Below are 21149 nucleotides of genomic sequence, written 5' to 3'. Positions count from 1 at the left end.
CAGACAGGAGAGGACCCTTGCGCAACGAAAAATCCACCGAAGCCATCGCGCATGCCATCCGGTCCCGTGTCTTCGAACACACCATCCGCAACAATGGCGGCTACCTCAGCCAGGCTTGTTCGGCCGCCGAACAGCTGGCGTTCCTTTATAACGAAGGGCTGAACCTCGGCCCTTCCACCATGCCGATGATCCCGCCGCCCTTCTCCGGCGTGCCCTCGGCTGACAACCCCGACTATGTCACCGGCGCTGGCTACAACGGCCCCTTCGACGCCGTGCATGATCGCCTGTTCATCGCCCCCGCCCATTACGCCCTCGTCGCCTACGCCTGCCTGATCGAGGTTGGCCGCATGGCGCCCGAGGGGTTGGAGATGTTCAACAAGGACGGCACCTCGGTCGAGATGATCGGCGCCGAACACTCCCCGGGGATGGAGGTGCACAACGGCACCCTCGGCATCGGCTTTTCCACTGCTGCCGGTTTGGCGTGGGGCCGCAAGCGCCTTGGCCACACGGGCCGCGTCTGTGTCTTCATGTCGGATGGTGAGGTGCAGGAAGGTCAAACGTGGGAGGCCGTTCAGGCCGCTGCCCACCATGGCATCGACAATCTCTGGGCCATCATGGACGTCAACCGCCAGCAATGCGACGGCGCGATGGACGATGTGATGACCGTGGGCGACATCGCCACCAAACTGCGCGATTTCGGCGCTGTGGTGGCTGAGGTTGACGCCCATGACCTGTCCGCCATGCGCGCCGCCGCCGCCACCCCGCACACTGGCCGCCCGCTGATCGTGCTGGCCCATTCCCGCCCTACCCAAGGCATGGAAAGCCTGATGAGCCGCTTTCCCCGCCTCCACTACGTCCGCTTCAAGTCGGATGAGGAACGCGCCCGCATGAACCTTGAGATTGCCGCCGAACTGGGCATCGCCCCGGTAAAGCTGGAGGCCCACTGATGGAAATGGTCAACCGCCCCTACGCCTCGGCCTTCGAAGCCTACGCCGTGCAACACCCCGAGGTGCTGTGCCTCTCCGCCGACCTTACCTCATCCTGCGAAATCGACGGTTTCCGCGACCGCCACCCCGATCAGTTCCTGTCCCTCGGCATGGCCGAACAAAACATGCTCTCCTTCGCGGGCGGCCTTGGCCTTGCCGGGTTCCGCCCCTTTCTCCACTCCTTCGGCGTCTTCCTCTACCGCCGCCCCTATGACCAGCTGATGGCCTCCATCGCCTACCCCCGCCGCCGCGTGCGCCTCATGGGGTTCCTGCCCGGCGTCACCACCCCCGGCGGCATGACCCATCAGGCGATTGAAGACATCTCCGTCATGCGCACCATTCCCAACATGACCGTGCTGGAAGCAGGCGACGCGACCGAGGTGGAATCCATCGTGGCCGAGGCCGACACCGTCGATGGCCCCGTCTACTGCCGCATCCTGCGCGGTGCTGTCCCGCGCCTGTTCGACACGCCCCTGAAGATCGGCCAGATGCGCGTCCTGTCTGAAGGCGATGACGTGTTGGTCATCACCGCAGGGATCACGACGGAAGAAGCGATCCGCGCCCGGGGTGCCCTGTCCCGCGCTGGGGTGTCGGTCCGCCACCTGCACCTGAACACCCTGAAACCCTTCGACGCCGCTCAGATCGTCGAACACGCGGCCTCTGTCCGCCACGGCGTCATCACCCTTGAAAACCACCTCGTCGCCGGGGGCATCGGCTCCATGGTGGCCGAGGCTTTGGCCGAAGCCGGTCTTGCCCGCCGCCTGATCCGCCTTGGCCTGCAGGATACCTACGCCCACGGCGGCTCGCGCCCCTACCTCATGCGCCACTACGGGATGGACGCCCTGTCCCTTGTCCGCGCGGTGGAGCGGCTGACCGGCCAGACCACCGGCATTGACGAAGCAGCGCTTGAAGGCGTGCGGATCGACGCCGTCCATTCGCTGGTCAAGGCCGAAGCCCTCTGATGCAGCGCTTCCGCGTCACTTACCGCCTGCGGGCGGCGTCCCTTGCCGAGGCCACCGCCCGCGCCGAAGGCATCGCGCTGGAGCAGACCGTGGAAATCCCGCGCAAAGTAGTTCCCGCTGGGTACGTCGAAGATGAAATCCTTGGCCGGGTGGAAGATGTAACCCAACTGGCCGAAGGCCAATGGCAAGCCACCCTCAGCTATTCCCCCGACAGCGCGGGGGATGAACTGACCCAATTCCTGAACGTGGTCTTCGGCAACTCCTCCATCCAGCAAGGCATCCGCGTCACCGGAGTTGACCCCGGCCCCACCATGGCCGCCCGCTTCCCCGGCCCCCGCTTCGGCATCCCCGGCATCCGCGCGCTGTGTGGCCGCGCCACCGGTGGCCTTATCGCCCCGGTCCTGAAACCCATGGGCCTTCCCCCAGAGAGCTTCGCCAAACTCGCCGCAGGCTGCGTCCACGGAGGCGCAGACATCGTCAAGGAAGACCACGGCCTAGCCGGCCAACCCACCGCCCCCTTCCGCGCCCGCGTGTCTGCGGTGGTCAAAGCCATGCGGCAGGCGAGGGAGGAGACCGGCCGCCAAACCCTCTACTTCGCCAACCTCTCCGGCCCCGCCGACCAGATCGAAGGCAACCTGCGCTTCCTGAAAGACGCAGGTGCGGATGGCGTCCTCGTCATGCCCGGCCTCTTCGGCTTTGGCCTCGTCCAGCGCATTGCGGCTGACCCAAGCCTGAACCTGCCCGTCATGACCCACCCCTCATTCCTCGGCCCCTACGTCCTTGCCCCCGACACTGGCATCGACCACGGCGTGATCTTCGGCACCCTCCAGCGCCTTGCGGGCTCCGACATCTCGGTCTTCCCCAACGTCGGCGGCCGCTTCGGGTTCAGTGCGACCGAGTGTCAACAAATCGCCCATGCCTGCCGCACCCCCGCTGGCCCCGGCATCCCCATGCTCCCCAGCCCCGGCGGCGGGATGAGCGTGGCGCGCGCCGCTGAGATGCAGGCGATGTACGGGCAGGACGTCGTCTACCTCCTCGGCGGCAGCCTCCTGAAAGACCCCGACAGGATCGATCACGCCGTCGCCGCCATGCGCGCAGCATTGGATGCCTCGGCCTGAACCGGCCAAGGCAAAAGACGCGCCCTTGCGCCCTGTTATGTTATAACCTAGTTACACCCTGCAACCGCTGATCCGAATCGGGACAGCGGCGTTTGCCACCCAATGCAGGACCGCCATGCGTGATGGACTGACCCGGAATGAGACCGAAGTGCTTGCCCTTCTCCGGGCGGCAGACGGCCCCATGTCCGCCTATCAACTGCTCAGCCAGATGCAGCACGGGCCAGGCGCGGTCGCCCCGCCCACGGTCTACCGCGCGTTGAAGGGGCTGGAGGATGCGGGTCTGGTGCGCAAGATCGAAACCCTGCGCGCCTGGGCTGCGGTCAAGACCGATGCGTCGGGCGTCGTGGTGATCTGCGATGACTGCGGCACGGTCCGCACCGTCACCGCGCCAAACCTGTTCGAAACGCTGCACCAAAGCCTTGAGGCGGAGGGCTTCACCGAAGCCCGCCAGACGATCGAGGTGCATGGCAGTTGCAGCGACTGTACCGCGGGGCACCGCGCATGAACCGCGACCTGCTTCTTTCGGGCATCTTTGGCCGCCTTGCGCTGGCCTTGGGCCTTTCCTCGCTTCTCTGGTTTGGCCTCTGGCTGGTGGTAGGCTGACCATGGCACTGAAACTCCGCGACCTGACCTTGGGCTATGACCGCCACCCCGCGGTGCATCACCTGAACCTTGACCTCCTCCCCGGCAGCCTGACGGCCGTGGTCGGCCCCAATGGTGCCGGGAAATCCACCCTGCTCAAAGGTCTGATCGGCGAGATTGCGCCTTTGGAAGGCCGGATCGACCGCACCGCCCGCCGCCTTGCCTATCTGCCGCAACTGTCCGAGGTGGACCGCAGCTTTCCCGTTTCCGTCGGGGCCTTTGTCGCCATGGGCCTGTGGCACAGCGCCGGGGCCTTTGGCCGCATCTCCGGTTCAGCCGCCGCCAAAGTCGCCGATGCACTGGCCGCTGTCGGTCTGACCGGCTTTGACCGCCGCCCGATTGCCGCCCTGTCCGGCGGCCAGATGCAGCGCGTGATGTTCGCGCGGCTGCTACTGCAGGACGCCGACCTGATCCTGCTGGACGAACCCTTCACCGCGCTGGATACCCGCACGGCGGGGGAACTTCTGCAGGTCGTCAAGCGCTGGCACGGCGAAGGCCGCACTGTCCTCGCCGTGCTCCATGATCTTGAGGCAGTCCGCAACCACTTCCCCGATACGCTGCTTCTGGCGCGGGAAAAGGTGGCGCACGGTCCGACCGCCCAGGTCCTGACCGCCGAAAACCTGTTCCGCGCGCGGCAAAACTCCGAAGCCTTCGTCGAATCCGCCCCCGTCTGCGACCGGGTTGAGCTTGGCGCGGCATGAGCTGGCTGATCGACCCCTTCGCCGACTTCGCCTTCATGCAACGCGCCCTTCTCGGCTGCCTTGCCATTTCGCTGGGCGCGACCCCCGTGGGCGTCTTTCTGATGCTGCGCCGGATGAGCCTGACGGGCGATGCCATGGCCCATGCCATCCTGCCGGGGGCTGCCGTCGGCTATCTGGTCGCCGGGCTGAACCTTGGCGCAATGACCATCGGCGGCGTTGTTGCCGGGTTGGCGGTTGCGCTCCTCACCGGGGCAGTTGCCCGGGTGACGGCGCTGCGCGAAGACGCCTCGCTGGCCGCCTTCTACCTGATCTCGCTGGCGCTGGGCGTGCTTCTGGTATCGCTGAAAGGCTCCAACGTTGATCTGATGCATGTCCTGTTCGGCACCGTCCTTGCGCTGAATGACGCTGCGTTGATCCTGCTCTGTGCCATCACCACCGTCACCCTTGCCACCCTTGCCCTGATCTTCCGCCCGCTGGTCATGGAATGCGCCGACCCGCGTTTCCTCGCCTCGGTCAGCCGGTGGAGCGGGCCTGTCCACTTCATCTTCCTCGCCCTTGTGGTCCTCAACCTTGTTGCCGGGTTTCAGGCGCTGGGCACGTTGATGGCTGTCGGCATCATGATCCTGCCCGCCGCCACCGCGCGGTTCTGGGCCAACAGCATCAGCGGGATGCTGGTTGTCGCCGCCCTGTCGGCCAGCATCGCCTCGGTCATCGGGCTTCTGATGTCCTACCACGCAGGCCTGCCCTCGGGCCCCGCGATCATCCTCTCTGCCGGTTGCCTGTACCTTCTGTCGCTGGGCTTTGGTCCGGTCGGCAGCCTTTACACCCGCGCCTTCCCGCGCCCGCATCTTGACGCCTGAAAGGTTCAGACCATGCTGACACGCCGCCTCCTCCTCGCCTCGGCCGCCGCTGCCACCCTTGCCTTTGCCAGCCCCGCCTTGGCGCAAGACCGCCTGAAGGTTGTCGCCACCTTCTCCATCCTTGGGGACCTTGTCGCCCAGGTCGGTGGCGACCGGGTAGAGCTGGTCACCCTTGTCGGCCCGGATGGTGATGCGCATGTCTACCAGCCGTCGCCCGCCGATGCGCAGGGCGTGGCCGATGCGGCGGTGATCGTGGCCAATGGCCTTGGCTTCGAAGGCTGGATGGACCGTCTGGTCGAAGCCTCCGGCACCAGTGCCACCATCGTCACTGCGACTGACGGCATAACGCCGCTGGCCTTTGCCGAGGCGGCCGTGGAAGAGGGCCACGACGATCATGAAGATCACGAGGCCCATGATGACCACGCCGATCACGATGACCACGCTCACGAAACCGCCAAGGCGGATGCCCATGACGATCACGACCACGACCACGCCCATGACCACGGTGCCGAAGACCCGCACGCCTGGCAAAGCGTGACCAACGTCGCGATCTATGTCGAAAACATCGCCAAGGGCCTGTCTGCCGCTGACCCGGAAGGCGCTGCCGTCTATCAGGCCAACGCGACCGCCTATCTGGAACAGCTGTCCGCGCTGGATGCCGAGATTGTCGCCGCCGTCGCCGCCCTGCCCGCAGACCGCCGCACGATCGTCACCTCGCATGACAGCTTTGGCTACTTCGCCGCCGCCTACGGCCTGACCTTCGTCTCGCCGCAAGGTGTGTCGACCGAGGCGGAGGCATCGGCCCGCGACGTCGCCGGCCTGATCACCCAGATCCGTGAGGCTGGCATCAACGCCGTCTTCGTCGAAAACATCGCCGACCCGCGCCTTCTGGACCAGATCGCCAACGAAACCGGCGCCAAGATCGGCGGCACCCTGTTCTCCGACGCGCTCTCGGGCCCCGAAGGCGAAGGGCCGACCTATCTGGCGATGATGCGCCACAACCTCAAGCAACTGACCGCAGCACTTGGGTCATAACCGTAGGTCGGGGCCTGCCCCGACCCACTCACCCGCTCAGATCGGCCGCCCGGTCAAAAGCTTTGGCAATTCCCCCGTCAGGCCCGCCGCCTGACGGATGAACCCGCGCCGAAGGCCGGGCATCGCACCCACGATCCCCATCCCCAGATCGCGGCCCAGCCGCAGGATCGGGTTGTCGGTGGAAAAGATCCGGTTCACCGTATCCATCCCGAGCGCCAGCGCCGTGGCATCGAACCGCCGCCAGCGCTGGTATTCCTCCAGCGCCACGGGCGACCCCGGCTCTTCCCCGCGCCGCCGGGCCAGAATCAGGACTTCGGCCAAGGCCGCGACATCGCGCAGGCCAAGGTTCAGGCCTTGCCCGGCAATCGGATGCACCCCATGCGCCGCATCGCCCACCAGCGCCACGCGCGGGGCAACAAAACGTTCCGCCAGCGACAGGCTAAGCGGATAGGTAAACCGCGCCCCTGCCAAGGAAATCTCGCCCAGAAAGTCACCGAACCGCGGTCGCAGCGCCTCAAGATACTGGTCATCCGGCAGCGCCTGAATGGCGGCGGCCGTCTCAGCATCCTCGCTCCATACGATGCTGGAATGATGCCCGCCCTTCAGCGGCAGAATCGCCAAAGGCCCCGAGGGCATGAAGAACTGCTGCGCCACGCCGCCATGGTCCCGCTCATGCGCAATCGCCGTGACCAGCGCCGTCTGGCCATAGCCCCAGCCCACCCGCTTGATCCCGGCCCGGGAGGCAACACCCGACCCGCGCCCGTCACAGCCGACGAGCAGCCCCGCCGTCAGCACCTTGCCACTGGCCAGCGTCACCGAAACCCCGGTTGGGGAGACCTCTTGCGCGACCACCGTCTCACCCGAAAGCAGCGTCACGCCGGGTGCGGCCTGCATGGCCTGCAGGAAAGCCGCATAGAGGAACCGGTCCTCCAGCAGATGCCCCATCGGGCCATCCTCTATTTCGGCATGGTCGAAGTGCAGGAAGAAGGGCGCAGCCCCTTCACCGGCGCGGCCATCGCTGGCCTTGATCTCAAGGATCGGTTGCGCCTTGTCCGCCACCGCCCCCCAGACCCCAATCGCCGTCAACAGGCGCGTCGACGCAATCGCCAGCGCATAGGCCCGCCCGTCAAACCCCGCCTCTGCCCGATCCGGCGCCGGGCGGGTGTCGACCACCGTCACCCGAAACCCCCCTTGTGCCAGCGCCAAGGCCAGGGCCGGGCCGTTCAGCCCTCCACCCGCAATCACGATATCGGTGTCCCATGTCATGCCCCAGACATACCTTGCGCTGGCGGATTGTCCATGCGTCCGCAAGCCGCTACCGTCACCACAAACGGGGGATAAACATGATCGGCACTTGGGCAAACATGACCGCCACTGAACTGGGGCGAGAGATCGGCACAGGCCGCATCCACCCGGTCGAACTGGCCGAGGCGTTCCTTGACGTCATCGACACCCACACCCATGCCCCCCGCATCTACGCCCGCACCACCGCCGACCGCGCGCGGGGCGAGGCGATGGCCGCCGCCGGCCGCGCCAAGGCTGGCCTCCGCAAGGGCCTGCTGGACGGGGTTCCGATCAGCTGGAAGGACCTGTTCGACACCGCAGGAATACCGACCGAGGCGGGCTCGGCGCTCCTTAAGCACCGCACCCCCACCCGGGACGCCGCCGTGCTGGAAACCGCAACGCTTCAGGGCCTTGTCTGCCTTGGCAAGACCCATATGTCGGAACTGGCCTTCTCCGGCCTTGGCCTGAACCCCGTCACCGCCACACCCCCCTGCCTGAACGACGACCGCGCCGTGCCGGGGGGCTCGTCCTCCGGCGCTGCCGCCTCGGTCGCCTTTGGTCTGGCCCCCGCCGCCATCGGGTCTGACACCGGCGGCTCCGTCCGGATCCCTGCCGCCTGGAATGATCTTGTCGGCCTCAAGACGACCGCCGGCTGCCTGCCCCTGACCGGCATCGTCCCGCTGTGCGAGACGCTCGACACTGTCGGCCCGCTGGCCCATTCGGTGGAAGACTGCGCCCACCTGCTTGCCGCGCTGCAAGGCGCCCGCGTCGCCGATCTGTCCGGGACCGACCTGACCGGAAAGCGCCTTGCCGTGCTGGAAACCGTGGCGCTTGACGATATCCGCGACCGTCCGGCCAAGGGGTTTGACGACGCCATAGCCCGCCTTGCCCGCGCCGGGGCGCAGATTGACCGGATCGCTGCCCCTGAGGTGGCCGAGGCCTTGAGTCTTGCCGCCATCATCTTCACCGCCGAAGCCTATGGAATTTGGCGTGAAACCATTGAAAAGGCACCGGAAAAGATGTTTTCCCGCATTCTGGAACGCTTCCGTTCTGGCGCCAGCTTCTCCGCGACCGATTACGTCGCCGCCTGGCGTCGCGTGCGCGACATCCGCGCGATCTGGGCCGACCGCACAGCCGCCTATGATGCCGTCCTGCTTCCCACCTCGCCCATCCTGCCGCCTGATGCCAACCGGCTGATGACCGATGATGCCTATTATGTGACGGAAAATCTGCTGGCCCTGCGCAATACCAGAATTGGCAACATGCTGGGCCTGTGCGCGCTGACCCTGCCCACGTCGCAACCGTCCTGCGGGATCAGCCTGATGGCCCCGCCGAACGCCGAGGCGCGCCTGCTTCGTCTGGGTGCAGCCGCCGAACGCGCACTGCGGTAGGTCGGGCTTCAGCCCGACTGATTCCACCTCTGCCAAAAAGCCACAGCCTTGCCCGCCAACCCCCTAACCCGGCTGGTTTTTCTGGACCTGCGCGCAGCACCCGGCTATCGTCCCCCCAAATGGGGCACATAGACCCCGACCTTGAGGCAGCAATGGCTTTTCCTGAGCGGTTTTCGAACCTGCCAGAATATGCGTTTCCGCGCCTGCGGAAACTTCTCGACGCGCACGCCCCCGGCGGCGATCTCATCGCCATGACCATCGGCGAGCCGCGCCATGCCATGCCTGATTTCGTCGGCCCGATCCTTGCAGCCAACCTTGCGGGTTTCGGTATCTACCCGCCCAATGACGGCACGCCTGATCTTCTGGCAGCCATCTCCGGCTGGATCGCCCGCCGCTATGGCGTGACGGTGACCGAAGACCGCCTGATGGTCCTGAACGGCACGCGTGAAGGCCTTTTCAACGCCGCCATCGCGCTCTGCCCCGAGATGAAGAACGGCAAAAAGCCCGTCATCCTGATGCCGAACCCGTTCTATCAGGTCTATGCCGTGGCCGCCTTGGCCGTGGGGGCTGAACCCGTCTACGTCCCCGCCACCGCCGCGACTGGCCACCTGCCGGACTATGGCAGCCTGCCCAAGGATGTGCTGGACCGCGTGGCGCTTGCCTACATCTGCTCACCCGCCAACCCGCAAGGGGCGGTAGCGTCGAAAGACTACCTCGCCGATCTGCTGGCCTTGGCGGAACGGCATGATTTCACCGTTCTTGCCGATGAATGCTATTCCGAGATCTGGCGCACCTCCCCGCCTCCCGGCCTGTTGCAGGTTGCGGCGGGGCAGGGGGCCGATCCGGAACGTGCGGTGGTGTTCCATTCGCTGTCGAAACGGTCAAACCTGCCCGGCCTCCGGTCCGGCTTTGTGGCCGCTGGCCCGCAATCCATGCTGCGCCTGCGCCAGTTGCGCGCCTTTGCCGGGGCGCCCTTGCCCCTGCCGTTGCAAAAGGTGGCCGAGGCCTGCTGGCAGGATGAGGGCCACGTCACCACATCGCGCGCGCTCTATCAGCAGAAGTTCGATGAGGCTGACACGATCTTTGCGGGACTGCAGGGCTATCAGACCCCGGAGGGCGGCTTTTTCCTGTGGCTGCCCGTCGATGATGGCGAGGTGGCCACGCTGAAACTTTGGCGCGAAACGGGGGTGCGGGTTCTGCCCGGCGCTTACCTGTCGCGCGATGTCGGGGGCCAGAACCCCGGCGCAGGCTATATCCGGGTCGCCCTTGTGGCCCCGGCAGAAGAAACGCAGCGCGGGCTGACCCAGCTTCGCGATTGTCTTTACGGGTGAGGTGACCATGGCTTCCTTTCAGGCTCGGCAGCGCGATCCACTTCTGGACCAAGGCACGCAGGCAATGCTCGAACGCCGCGGGCGTGAGCTTCTGGGTCTGGCCCTGTTGCTGGTGGCCTTGGCCTTCGCGCTCATGCTGGGCAGCTACTCGCCGGAAGACCCCGGCTGGATGGTCGCGACGGAAGAACCGGCCCGGAATTTCTTTGGCCGCTTCGGCGCGGCGGTGTCCTCGACCCTGATCATCCTGATTGGCCGCGGCGCCTGGGCCTTCCCGGTGATCTTCGCCCTGTGGGGCGGGCGGTTCATGCTGCACCGGGGGGGTGAGCGTGCCTTGGGCCGGGTGGTCTTTGCCGTGATCGCCGTGGCCTTTGCCGCCGTGCATTGCGCGACACTTGTGCCGGGTGACAGCTGGACCCACACCTTTGGTCTGGGCGGGTTGTTCGGCGACACTGTCCTTGGGTCGCTGATCGGCGTCCTTCCCGGCAGCGCAGGGTTCGGGCTGAAACTGCTGTCGGTTCTGACCTTCGCCGGGCTTGTGGTGATGATGCTCTACGTCACCGGCTTTGACATGGCCGAACTGAGGGCAATCCGCCGCTTTCTGCTTCTGGGCACGATCATGGGCTACTCGGCCCTGGCGCAAGGTCTTGGGACGGGCGCGCGCGGCGCTGTCATGGGGGCCCGCACGCTGCAAGACCGCGCCCGCAACCGCGCCGCCGCCCCGCTTGTGGCGCGCGACGGCGGTGCCATCCACCGCACGCTGCCGCCTGTCACCAGCCATGGGATGACGCCGGAACCCCTGCGCGCCGCCCCGTCGCGCAGCATGCCGTCTGCCCTGCGCGCCGACCCGCGCGCGCATGTACCCGAAGCCGCCCCGGCCCCCCAGAAGCCCAGCTTCCTGTCCCGCCTGCGCCGCGCGACCGATCCGCAGCCGGAACTTGTGGACCAGCCGATTGCCGACGCCGCCTGGGATGCCAGCCTGCCCAGCGAAGACCGCATCAAGGCCCGCATCTCGGACGTCATCCGGAACCGCGTCCAGCGCGCGCCCGACCCCCTGCCCACCACCCCGACCGCCCGCATCGAACCCCCCGTCATGCGCCCGCGTGGCCCTGTCGTCCTGATGGCCAACACCCGCCCGCTGCCTGCCACGCCGCCCGTGGCAGCCCCCGTTTGGCAGCCCGAGGTGGATGAGGATGAAGACCCCACCGCCCCGGTGAACATGTTCGCCGAAGACACCGCCTGGGATGACGACGACGCCGTGGTCGAAGACGAAAACCCCGCCCTGCGCCGCTTTGCCGCCCCGGCCGACCGGCGCGCGGTCGTCCAGCACGCGGCCAAGAAGCCCGCCCCCTCGCGGCAGGCGATGGCCGAAACCCAGCCCGGCCTGCGCTTTGACGACACCGCCCCGGTCTACGAACTTCCGCCCCTTGGCCTGCTCTCTGCCCCCGTCGCCATCCAGCGCACCCAGCTGTCGGATGAGGCGCTGGAGGAAAACGCCCGCATGCTGGAATCCGTCCTCGACGATTACGGCGTCAAAGGCGAAATCACCGCCGTCCGCCCCGGCCCGGTCGTCACCATGTACGAGCTGGAACCTGCCCCCGGCCTGAAAGCCTCCCGCGTGATCGGCCTTGCCGATGACATCGCCCGCAGCATGTCGGCGCTGTCCGCCCGCGTTTCAACCGTGCCCGGCCGCACCGTGATCGGCATCGAACTCCCCAACGCCGTGCGTGAGAAAGTGGTCCTGCGCGAAATCATCTCCGCCCGCGACTTTGGCGACAGCCAGATGCGCCTGCCCCTTGCCCTTGGCAAGGACATCGGCGGCGATCCCATCGTGGCCAACCTTGCCAAGATGCCCCACCTTCTGATCGCGGGTACCACCGGCTCCGGCAAATCCGTCGCGATCAACACCATGATCCTGTCACTGCTTTACAAGCTGACGCCGGAAGAATGCCGCCTGATCATGATCGACCCGAAGATGCTGGAACTGTCCGTCTATGACGGCATCCCGCACCTCCTCTCCCCCGTCGTGACCGACCCGAAAAAGGCCGTCGTCGCCCTGAAATGGGTGGTCGGAGAGATGGAGGAACGCTATCGCAAGATGTCCAAGATGGGCGTCCGCAACATCGAAGGCTACAACGGCCGCGTGCGTGAGGCGCTGTCGAAGAATGAGATGTTCAAGCGCACCATCCAGACCGGGTTTGACGAAGAAACCGGCGACCCGATCTTCGAGACGGAAGAATTCGCCCCCGTCACCCTGCCCTACATCGTGGTGATCGTGGATGAGATGGCCGACCTGATGATGGTCGCCGGCAAGGAAATCGAAGCCTGCATCCAGCGTCTTGCCCAGATGGCCCGCGCCAGCGGTATCCACCTGATCATGGCCACCCAGCGCCCGTCCGTTGACGTGATCACCGGTACGATCAAGGCCAACTTCCCGACGCGGATCAGCTTTCAGGTCACCTCGAAGATCGACAGCCGCACGATCCTTGGCGAACAGGGGGCGGAACAGCTCCTCGGCATGGGCGACATGCTTTACATGGGCAACGGCGCCAAGATCACCCGTATCCATGGCCCCTTCGTCAGCGATGAGGAAGTGGAGGAGATCGTCAACCACCTCAAATCCTTCGGCCCGCCGGTCTATATGTCCGGTGTCGTCGAAAGCGTGGATGACGAGCGTGACAACGAGATTGACACCGTCCTTGGCCTGAACTCCGAAGGCGATGACACGCTTTACGATCAGGCCGTCGCCATCGTGGCGAAGGACCGCAAATGCTCCACCTCCTACATCCAGCGCAAGCTGGGGATCGGCTACAACAAAGCCGCCCGTCTGGTGGAGCAGATGGAGGATCAGGGTGTCGTCACCCGCGCCAACCACGTCGGCAAGCGCGAGATTCTGGTGGAAGAACGCTGACCGAACGCCCCGGCGCTGCGTCCCGATAGCGAATCGGTCCTGCGGGTCCGGGCGTTCGTTGGGCGCTCTTTTCCCATGCCCCGGTGAATTCCCCGCTTTGCATGTGTCAGCGCGTTAACAAAATCGCCCGAAATCCGGCCAATCCACGGCGCGGGGTCATTATGCGCCCCGAGTCTGCCCAAAAAATGTTGCAATCCACGGTTGCAGACCCATAGTCATATTCATGCCCGGGATGGTGCTGCCTGCCTTGACCCGGGTCAGGTTTCCGCTGCTGGGGAGTGATGGATACCATGGCCTTCGACCGTTCCACCGACGACGACAATGATGCCGACCTTGACGATGTGCTGCTGCCCGGAACCGCACTGTTTCATGGCCAGTACCGCGTCGGTTCGTTCCTGAACAGCGGCGGCTTTGGCATCACCTATCTGGCCAAAGACAACCTGAACCGGGACGTTGTGTTGAAGGAATGTTTTGTCCCCACCTTCTGCCGCCGCAGCCAGACCCGCGTCCGCGCCCGGTCGGAAGCCAACAAGCCGCATCTGGATAAGGCCATCCGGGGCTTCATGGCCGAAGCCCAGATCCTTGCGGCCCTGTCGCACCCCAACATCGTGCGCGTGCATCAGGTGTTTGAAGACAATGACACCGCCTACATGGCGCTGGAATACATCAAGGGCCACGACCTTCTGGAAATCATCGACGAAAAGAAGGCCAGCCTGACCCCTGACCAGATCGTCACCATGGCGCGCAAGCTGGTTTCGGCGGTGGCACACATCCATGACCAGAACTTGCTGCATTGCGACATCTCGCCCGACAACATCTGCATCCGGGCCGATGGCGAGCCGGTGCTGATCGACTTCGGCTCTGCCCGCAAGACGTCGCTTGGCATCGGGCAGAAGCATACCGGTTTCAGCATGGTGAAAGATGGCTACTCCCCGCAGGAGCTTTACGCGACCGGCGGCACCTGCGGGCCCTACAGCGATATCTACTCGCTGGGCGCGTCGCTCTATCACGCGGTGATGGGCAAGGCTCCGGTCGATTGCCAAAGCCGGATTTCGGCGATCATCGAAGGCCGGCCAGACCCGGTAAAGACCCTTGCCAGAACAGTCACGGGCTATCCGCCGGGCTTTCTGGCCGCCATCGACAAGGCGCTGGCGGTCCAGCCTTCGGCGCGGCACCAGTCGGCCGGCGAATGGCTGGAGGCTATCGCACCACATCACGCCAACGTCTACCGCAACGTGGCCCTCCTGCGTCGCGTGGTCGTGACGCATCCGGCCGGACAGCCGCAGGCTCAGACCGCATAGGCTGTATCCCTGCGGCCGGCGTGCCGTCGGCAGCCAACGTGATTAACCAAGGGTTACCGGCTTAGGGAAATCTGTTCAGGATCAGGCTCTTGCACAAATGTCCCTGCCCGGGACATCACGCCGGAACAGGCATCCCCGCCCCAGCCCCGCGGCCCTTCCGCCCCTCGCGAAGGTAGCGGGCATAGCCCAGGTCGGCTGACTCAATCGCGGTCCGGCGCCCGCTGACGATATCCGCCAGCACCCGCCCCGACCCCGCCGCCATGGTCCAGCCCAGCGTCCCGTGCCCGGTGTTCAGGAACAGGTTCTGGATCGGAGACCGGCCAACAACCGGCGTCCCGTCCGGGGTCATCGGCCGAAGCCCACACCAGAACTGCGCCCGGCCCTGATCCCCCGCTCCGCCAAACAGATCCTCGACCGAATGGGTCAGCGTCGCCTGCCGCTTGGGGCTAAGCGACATGTCGAACCCGGCGATCTCGGCCATCCCGCCCACCCGGATCCGGTCGCCCAGCCGGGTGATCGCAATCTTGTGGGTTTCGTCCATCACCGTCGACACCGGCGCGCGGGCTTCGTCCACCACCGGCACGGTGATCGAGTAGCCCTTCACCGGATAGACCGGCAGCTTGATCCCCAAAGGTGCGGCCAGAATCGGCGAATAAGACCCCAGCGCCACCACGAAACTGTCCGCCGTCACCCGCCCTTCCGAGGTATGGACCGCAACGATCCGGCCGGCCTCAGCCTCCAGCCGCTCGATCCCGACGCCGTAACGGAAAGTAACCCCCGCCGCAGCGGCCATGTCCGACAGGCGCGCGGTGAACTTGAAGCAATCCCCTGTCTCATCCCCCGGCAGACGCAGCCCGCCCGCGATCTTGCCCTTTGCCGCCGCAAGCCCAGGTTCCGCCGCCACGCATTGATCGGCATCCAGCACTTCGAACGGCACGCCGTCCGCCTTCAACACCGCGATATCCTTGGCCGCAGCCGCCACCTGCTTTTCGGTCCGGAACAGCTGCAAGGTGCCTTGGGTCCGCTCGTCGTAGGAAATCCCCGTTTCGGCCCGCAGGTCGATCAGGCAATCGCGGCTGTATTCTGCCAGCCGCACCATCCGGCTTTTGTTCACCGCATAGGCCTCAGCCGTGCAGTTCATCAGCATCCGCGCCATCCATGACAGCTTGGTCCAATCCATCCGCGGCTGGATGATCAGGGGTGCATGTTCCATGAACATCCACTTCAGCGCCTTCAGCGGAATGCCCGGAGCCGCCCAGGGCGAGGAATAGCCGGGGCTGATTTCGCCCGCGTTGGCAAAGCTGGTCTCAAGCGCTGCGGCAGGCTGGCGGTCGATCACCGTCACCTCATGCCCGGCCTGCGCCAGATACCAGGCCGATGTCACCCCGATCACGCCCGCGCCAAGCACCACGACCTTCATCTTTGCCATCCCGTCAAGATTGATTGCGTTCTGGCGAAGATACATGCGTCACATTGGAATATCTTGGGGATTTCAGTGGCTGGCATCCCCCATGTTCGAAGAAAACATCACGTAAATGGCAGTATGGCGAAGAAAACGGCGCAGCCTGCGAATCCGGCCGAAACTTCCTGCGCTTCACGCTGCCTCACGCCATCGGCACGTCCTTGCGACCTTGCGTTGCTTGGGGGTGCATCCGACCGGCGGCATGGCTATATCTGCGCAATGAACCGCCGTTTCGCCATGCTGGCCCCGCTTGCCCTGCTTTTGCCGCTGCCCGCAGCGGCTGAGCGGATTCCCCTGTCTGAAATCTCGGACTATCTGAACAGCCTCAGCACGGTCGAATCCGATTTTACGCAAGTCAACTCGGACGGCACCATCTCGACGGGCAAGATCTACATTCGCCGCCCTGGGCGCATCCGGTTCGAATACGCGCCGCCAGACCGTAGTCTGGTGATCGCCGGCAGCCAGACGGTTGCGATCTTTGACGCCAAGTCGAACCAGGCGCCCGAGCAGTACCCGCTGAAACGCACGCCGCTGAACCTGATCCTGTCCGACAACGTTGACCTTGGCAGGGCCAGCATGGTTGTCGGCCATACGGATGACGGCACCTCGACCCGCGTGCTTGCGCAGGACCCAGAGGCGCCGGAACAGGGCACGATCGAGCTGGTCTTCACCGCCAATCCGGTAGAGCTGCGCCAGTGGATCATTACGGATGATCTGGGTGCCCAGACCACGGTCATCCTGGGTGAGATGAAGAAGGGCGGCCAGCTTTCCGCGCGCCTGTTCGACATCAACGCCGAGGTTGAGGCGCGCGGCAACCGGAACTGACGTCAGCCGCGCGATCAACCCAGTCGGCGGTCGCTTTACCTGCAGTACTGCAACTGCTCGCGGTACATCTCGGACCTTGCGCCAACCCGGGCGGCGACTTCGACCAGCCATGGCTTGGCAAGGTATGACTGGTTGGCAAAGCCCGTGCGGCCTTCGTGATAGGCCAGATATTGCGACGCGGCGTCGGTTTTCGAGATGCCCAGCCTTTGGGTGGACCCGTCCATGTACCAGCCCATGAAATCGGTGGCATCGCGGATATCGTCCCGTGTCGACCGGCGCCCGCCCGCGCTGTTCTGATATTCTTCCCACGTCGCGTTCAGCGCCTGGCTATAGCCGTAGGCCGTGCTTTGCCGACCCATCGGGATCACCCCAAGCGCAAAGGTATGGGGCGTCCGTGCGTTGCCGATGAACTTCGATTCCTGATGGATTGTTGCCATCTGCACATGCACGGGAATGCCCCAGCGCCGTTCAGTGGCTTGCATCGCCCGCAGATACTGCGGCCGTTCGCGGACGATCGCGCAGGCGTCGTCCAGCTGCTTGGGCGCCGAATAGCTGCCACCGCCCCCACAAGAGGCAAGGAACATCAACAGCAACGACGCACGGAGAAACCTGCTCATTTGCCCCTCGTGCCTTTTTTTCTTGTGGCGACAGTATCGCAAAGCCAGTGCCGATGAAATGGGGAAGACTTCCCCCGGTCATCAGAAAACCGTTAGCGCTGCGACTGTATGGCACAGGTTCACAGACTGTTTCCCTTGTTGTTGGCGCGGATAGGTGGACAAGGAATCCCCCAACGGCGTATTAATACTTATGGGGAACGCTCGAATGCAGACCACCCGCGCCAAGTACAACCTGGGTCAGGTGCTCCGACATCGGAAGCACCCGTTCCGTGGTGTCGTGTTCGATGTCGATGCGATCTTCTCCAACACGGAGGAATGGTACGACAACATTCCCGCCGAAAGCCGCCCCTCGAAAGACCAGCCGTTCTACCATCTGCTGGCCGAAAACGACCAAAGCTATTACGTCGCCTATGTCTCGGAACAGAACCTTGTCCCGGATGAGACGGGCGAACCCGTGGATCACCCCGACCTCTCCGATCTGTTCGGAGATTTTGAAGATGGGCGCTATCCTTTGGGCTTTCAACTGAACTGACGCTTACGGGTTGATAACCCTTTGGCCCTAGCCTGCGGTGGAACCATTGGGGACCCCGCGATGCAGTTTCAAACCCAGACCCGACCCAACCTGCTGTCCGTTCTTGTGATGGATGACAGGATTGATGCCTCATCGGCCATTCAGTTCAAGGAACGCCTGCGCGACCTTACGCAGAACGGCGAACCGCGTGTGGTGCTGGATCTGGCAAGGGTCCAGTTTCTGGATTCCAGCGGCCTTGGCGCGATTGTTGCCGTGAAGAAGCTGCTTGGTCCGGACCGGGTGCTTGAACTGTCCAGCCTGACCCCGAGTGTGGAAAAAGTGTTCCGTCTGACGCGGATGGATACGATCTTCACCATTCACGCCAGCCATGCTGTGGCCCTGTCCCATGATGCCGGCGCCTGATCCCGGCGGCACGGGTGCAGGCTTTGCCTGCGTTCTGGCCGCGGACCCCCTGTCGGTGCGGGCTGGCCTTGCCTTGATGTTTTCCAAGGCGCCGCTGTCGCTGCTTGCGCCCGACCACCGCACAACGGCTGAGGTTGTCTTGGCCGAAGTGCTGAACAACATCGTGGAACACGCCTATGCCGAACGGCAGGGGTCAATCTCGGTCACCATGCGGCGGACCGGGGCAGGGCTGGAATGCCTGGTGACCGATGAAGGCAACCCGATGCCCGGCGGCCAACTGCCTGTCGGCAAGCACCCTGCGCAGCGCGAAGGGTTTCCTGATCTGCGTCTGGGCGACATGCAGCTTGGCGACCTGCCCGAAGGCGGCTTCGGCTGGTATCTGATCCGCCGCCTGACGCGGGACCTGGAATATTCCCGCCACGGGCAGCAGAACCGGCTTGGCTTCGTGGTCCCCATCTGAAGGCTGGATGACTGCAATGCCCAGTCTTGCTGCCCAACCTCCACTGCGCAGCGAAAGCTGGTCCTTCGCCATCGTCAGACGCAGTTTCCAGAACCTCTTTTGACTGTTCAAAGCCCGCCGTCCCTGCAGCCTGCCCCTCGCATCCGGACCCCCCAGCGCCGACCCCGTGCGGGGTACCTTGGCGCTTCTCCCTCTTGGCATTGCCGGCCCGGGGTCCTAGCTTGGCCCCAAACCTTTGGGGGGTATCATGCGCGATCTTCATCTTCCGGGCCGCTCTGCCGTCTATGCGCGGAACGGGCTCTGTTCCACTTCGCACCCCATCGCGGCCCAAGTCGCGATCGAGGTGCTGAAATCCGGTGGCAACGCCGCCGATGCCGCCATTGCCGGGGCGCTGGTGCTTGGCATTGCCGAACCGCAGATGACCGGGATTGGTGGTGATTGCTTCGTGCTGGTGAAGCCCGCCGGAAGCGAAGAAATCGTCGCCCTGAACGGCTCCGGCCGCGCGCCGAAAGGTCTTGACGCCGCAGCCCTCCGCGCCCGTGGCCTGACCGCGATGCCGATCCAGGCGGTTGAGGCCGTCACCCTGCCCGGCGCGATCGACGCCTTCTGCCGCCTGAATGCCGACTACGGTCTGAAGCCCCTTGCCGACATCGTCGCCCCCGCGATCCACTACGCCGAGGAAGGCATCCCCGTCGCTCCCCGCGTGGCCTTTGACTGGGCCGATGATCTGCCCAGCCTGAAAGGCGCCGCCCGCGACTTCTTCACCCTGAACGGACAGGCCCCCACCGTCGGCCAGATTTTCCGCGCGCCCGGTCAGGCCGAAGTCTTCCGCCGCATCGCAAAGGAAGGCCGCGCCGGGTTCTACGAAGGTGAGGTGGCCGAGGATATGATCACCTCGCTTCAGGCGCTTGGCGGCACCCACACGCTGGACGATCTGGCCAGCACCGCCTGCGATTACACCGCCCCGGTCTCTGGCCCCTATCAGGGGATCGAACTGGTCGAACACCCGCCAAATGGCCAGGGTGCGACGGCCATCCTGCTTCTGAACATCCTGAAACACTTTAATATCAAGGCGATGGACCCCTTCGGCACCCAGCGCGCCCATATCGAGGCTGAGGCGACGAAGCTTGCCTACGATGCCCGCAACCGCTTTATCGCCGACCCTGCCCACACCACACGGCTGGATCACATGCTGTCGCCCGACACCGCAGCCAAACTTGCCGCGCTGATCGACCCCAGCCGCGCCATGGCGCAAGCCGCCCCCCTGACCGAGGCTGTGCACAAGGACACCATCTATATTACCGTGGTTGACCGTGACCGCATGGCTGTCTCGCTGATCTATTCGGTGTTCTGGGGCTTCGGCTCCGGCCTCGCGTCGTCGAAATTCGGCATCAACTTCCAGAACCGCGGTGCCGGGTTTACACTGGCAGAGGGGCATCCGAACGAGGCTGGCCCCGGCAAGCGTCCGATGCACACCATCATCCCCGGCATGATCCGCAAGAACGGCCGCGTCATCATGCCCTTTGGCGTCATGGGCGGAGCCTACCAGTCCACCGGCCACGCCCGTTTCGTCTCGAACCTCACCGATTTCGACATGGACCCGCAATCGGCCATCGATGCCCCGCGCTGCTTCTCGGGCGCCGAGGGGATGCAGGTCGAACGCGGCTATTCCGACGCCGTCCGCGCCGACCTTGCCGCCATGGGCCATGACGTCAACATCCCCGAAACGCCCATCGGCGGTGCCCAGGCGATCCTGCTGGATGGAGATATCCTGATCGGCGCCTCGGACCCCAGAAAGGACGGCTGCGCCCTTGGCTACTGATCTCGACCGTCCCGCCATCACCGCCGCCATCCGCGCCCTCACGCAGGGGGAGACGGACACCGTCGCCCTTATGGCCACGGTGGTCTGCGAGATTCACCACGCCCACCCCTTCGCCGACTGGACGGGCTTTTACCGCGTCGTGGCCCCTGACCTGCTCAAGATCGGCCCCTACCAGGGCGGCCACGGCTGCCTTGTCATCCCCTTCTCGCGCGGCGTCTGTGGTGCGGCGGCCCGTACCGGCCAAGTCCAGAACGTCCCCGACGTGGATGCCTTCCCCGACCACATCGCCTGCGCCTCCAGCACCCGCAGCGAACTGGTCCTGCCGGTCTGGAACGGCAAAGGTACCCTCCTCGGTGTCCTCGACCTTGACAGCGACACCCCCGCCGCCTTCACGCCCGAGGATGAGGCATGGCTCGTCCCGCTCCTCGCCGAAGTCTTCCAAGATGCAACACTTTGAGGGGGTCTTGGGGGTGTGAAACCCCCCGGGGCCGGGCAAAGTAGACCCCCCAA

20 protein-coding genes are annotated in these 21149 nt (G+C 65.1%); 17 read left to right on the top strand and 3 right to left on the bottom strand.

Going from position 1 to position 21149, the window contains the following annotated elements:
* Positions 1 to 17 precede the first annotated feature (17 nt).
* The 7 genes from EI545_RS10000 (at position 18) to EI545_RS09970 (ending at position 6304) form a co-directional block, all read left to right on the top strand.
* Positions 18 to 947 (top strand): transketolase, encoded by a 930-nt coding sequence (locus tag EI545_RS10000; RefSeq protein WP_125325340.1) that lies wholly within the window; start codon positions 18 to 20, stop codon positions 945 to 947.
* Entirely contained in the window at positions 947 to 1948 is a 1002-nt protein-coding gene (locus EI545_RS09995) for a transketolase family protein (protein WP_245990355.1), read from the top strand. The genes EI545_RS10000 and EI545_RS09995 overlap by 1 nt, the downstream gene beginning before the upstream one ends.
* Positions 1948 to 3066 carry a RuBisCO large subunit C-terminal-like domain-containing protein gene (locus tag EI545_RS09990; RefSeq protein WP_125325338.1) on the top strand — a complete coding sequence of 373 codons (1119 nt, stop codon included), beginning with the start codon at positions 1948 to 1950 and terminating at the stop codon, positions 3064 to 3066. Before EI545_RS09995 ends, EI545_RS09990 begins: the two co-directional genes overlap by 1 nt.
* A 115-nt stretch (positions 3067 to 3181) precedes the next feature.
* Positions 3182 to 3571: a Fur family transcriptional regulator gene (locus EI545_RS09985; RefSeq protein WP_125325337.1), complete on the top strand. Its 390-nt coding sequence runs from the start codon at positions 3182 to 3184 to the stop codon at positions 3569 to 3571.
* 100 nt (positions 3572 to 3671) lie between these two features.
* On the top strand, positions 3672 to 4409 hold the full coding sequence (aztA, locus tag EI545_RS09980; RefSeq protein ID WP_125325336.1) for a zinc ABC transporter ATP-binding protein AztA: 738 nt from the start codon (positions 3672 to 3674) through the stop codon (positions 4407 to 4409).
* On the top strand, positions 4406 to 5269 hold the full coding sequence (locus EI545_RS09975) for a metal ABC transporter permease (protein WP_125325335.1): 864 nt from the start codon (positions 4406 to 4408) through the stop codon (positions 5267 to 5269). Before aztA ends, EI545_RS09975 begins: the two co-directional genes overlap by 4 nt.
* A gap of 12 nt (positions 5270 to 5281) precedes the next feature.
* The gene (locus EI545_RS09970; RefSeq protein ID WP_125325334.1) at positions 5282 to 6304 is read left to right on the top strand and encodes a metal ABC transporter substrate-binding protein; all 1023 of its coding nucleotides are present in this window, start codon (positions 5282 to 5284) and stop codon (positions 6302 to 6304) included.
* Between the two features lie 36 nt (positions 6305 to 6340).
* Here EI545_RS09970 and EI545_RS09965 read toward each other — a convergent pair whose 3' ends face one another.
* Complete coding sequence (locus tag EI545_RS09965; protein WP_125325333.1) at positions 6341 to 7570, bottom strand: FAD-dependent monooxygenase; 1230 nt, start codon at positions 7568 to 7570, stop codon at positions 6341 to 6343.
* Positions 7571 to 7647: 77 nt separating this feature from the next.
* Between EI545_RS09965 and EI545_RS09960 the strand changes: the two genes are divergently transcribed.
* From EI545_RS09960 to EI545_RS09945, 4 genes are all read left to right on the top strand, one after another.
* Complete coding sequence (locus EI545_RS09960; protein WP_125325332.1) at positions 7648 to 8979, top strand: amidase; 1332 nt, start codon at positions 7648 to 7650, stop codon at positions 8977 to 8979.
* A 152-nt stretch (positions 8980 to 9131) separates the two neighbouring features.
* Complete coding sequence (locus EI545_RS09955) at positions 9132 to 10310, top strand: aminotransferase class I/II-fold pyridoxal phosphate-dependent enzyme (protein WP_125325331.1); 1179 nt, start codon at positions 9132 to 9134, stop codon at positions 10308 to 10310.
* 7 nt (positions 10311 to 10317) lie between these two features.
* Positions 10318 to 13218: a DNA translocase FtsK gene (locus EI545_RS09950; RefSeq protein WP_125325330.1), complete on the top strand. Its 2901-nt coding sequence runs from the start codon at positions 10318 to 10320 to the stop codon at positions 13216 to 13218.
* Between the two features lie 281 nt (positions 13219 to 13499).
* On the top strand, positions 13500 to 14519 hold the full coding sequence (locus tag EI545_RS09945; protein WP_125325329.1) for a serine/threonine-protein kinase: 1020 nt from the start codon (positions 13500 to 13502) through the stop codon (positions 14517 to 14519).
* 115 nt (positions 14520 to 14634) lie between these two features.
* Here the strand turns inward: EI545_RS09945 and EI545_RS09940 are convergent, their stop codons facing one another.
* A complete protein-coding gene (locus EI545_RS09940) occupies positions 14635 to 15939 on the bottom strand; it encodes a D-amino acid dehydrogenase (protein ID WP_164517377.1) in 1305 nt (434 codons plus the stop codon).
* Positions 15940 to 16200: 261 nt separating this feature from the next.
* Between EI545_RS09940 and EI545_RS09935 the strand changes: the two genes are divergently transcribed.
* A complete protein-coding gene (locus EI545_RS09935) occupies positions 16201 to 16806 on the top strand; it encodes a LolA family protein (RefSeq protein WP_125325327.1) in 606 nt (201 codons plus the stop codon).
* Between the two features lie 35 nt (positions 16807 to 16841).
* Here EI545_RS09935 and EI545_RS09930 read toward each other — a convergent pair whose 3' ends face one another.
* Positions 16842 to 17423, bottom strand: a complete 582-nt coding sequence (locus EI545_RS09930) for a transglycosylase SLT domain-containing protein (protein WP_125325326.1) — start codon at positions 17421 to 17423, stop codon at positions 16842 to 16844.
* Positions 17424 to 17628: 205 nt separating this feature from the next.
* Here EI545_RS09930 and hspQ point away from each other — a divergent pair, with 205 nt between their 5' ends.
* From hspQ to EI545_RS09905, 5 genes are all read left to right on the top strand, one after another.
* Complete coding sequence (gene hspQ / locus EI545_RS09925; RefSeq protein ID WP_125325325.1) at positions 17629 to 17955, top strand: heat shock protein HspQ; 327 nt, start codon at positions 17629 to 17631, stop codon at positions 17953 to 17955.
* A 60-nt stretch (positions 17956 to 18015) separates the two neighbouring features.
* The gene (locus EI545_RS09920; RefSeq protein ID WP_125325324.1) at positions 18016 to 18357 is read left to right on the top strand and encodes an STAS domain-containing protein; all 342 of its coding nucleotides are present in this window, start codon (positions 18016 to 18018) and stop codon (positions 18355 to 18357) included.
* Positions 18341 to 18817 carry an ATP-binding protein gene (locus EI545_RS09915; RefSeq protein WP_164517261.1) on the top strand — a complete coding sequence of 159 codons (477 nt, stop codon included), beginning with the start codon at positions 18341 to 18343 and terminating at the stop codon, positions 18815 to 18817. The genes EI545_RS09920 and EI545_RS09915 overlap by 17 nt, the downstream gene beginning before the upstream one ends.
* A 247-nt stretch (positions 18818 to 19064) precedes the next feature.
* Positions 19065 to 20639: a gamma-glutamyltransferase family protein gene (locus tag EI545_RS09910; RefSeq protein WP_125325322.1), complete on the top strand. Its 1575-nt coding sequence runs from the start codon at positions 19065 to 19067 to the stop codon at positions 20637 to 20639.
* Complete coding sequence (locus EI545_RS09905; RefSeq protein WP_245990354.1) at positions 20629 to 21096, top strand: GAF domain-containing protein; 468 nt, start codon at positions 20629 to 20631, stop codon at positions 21094 to 21096. Before EI545_RS09910 ends, EI545_RS09905 begins: the two co-directional genes overlap by 11 nt.
* The last annotated feature ends 53 nt before the right edge of the window (positions 21097 to 21149 follow it).

This window comes from Tabrizicola piscis (assembly GCF_003940805.1).
Taxonomy (GTDB): domain Bacteria; phylum Pseudomonadota; class Alphaproteobacteria; order Rhodobacterales; family Rhodobacteraceae; genus Tabrizicola; species Tabrizicola piscis.
This window is presented reverse-complemented; position numbering and strand designations above follow the sequence as displayed.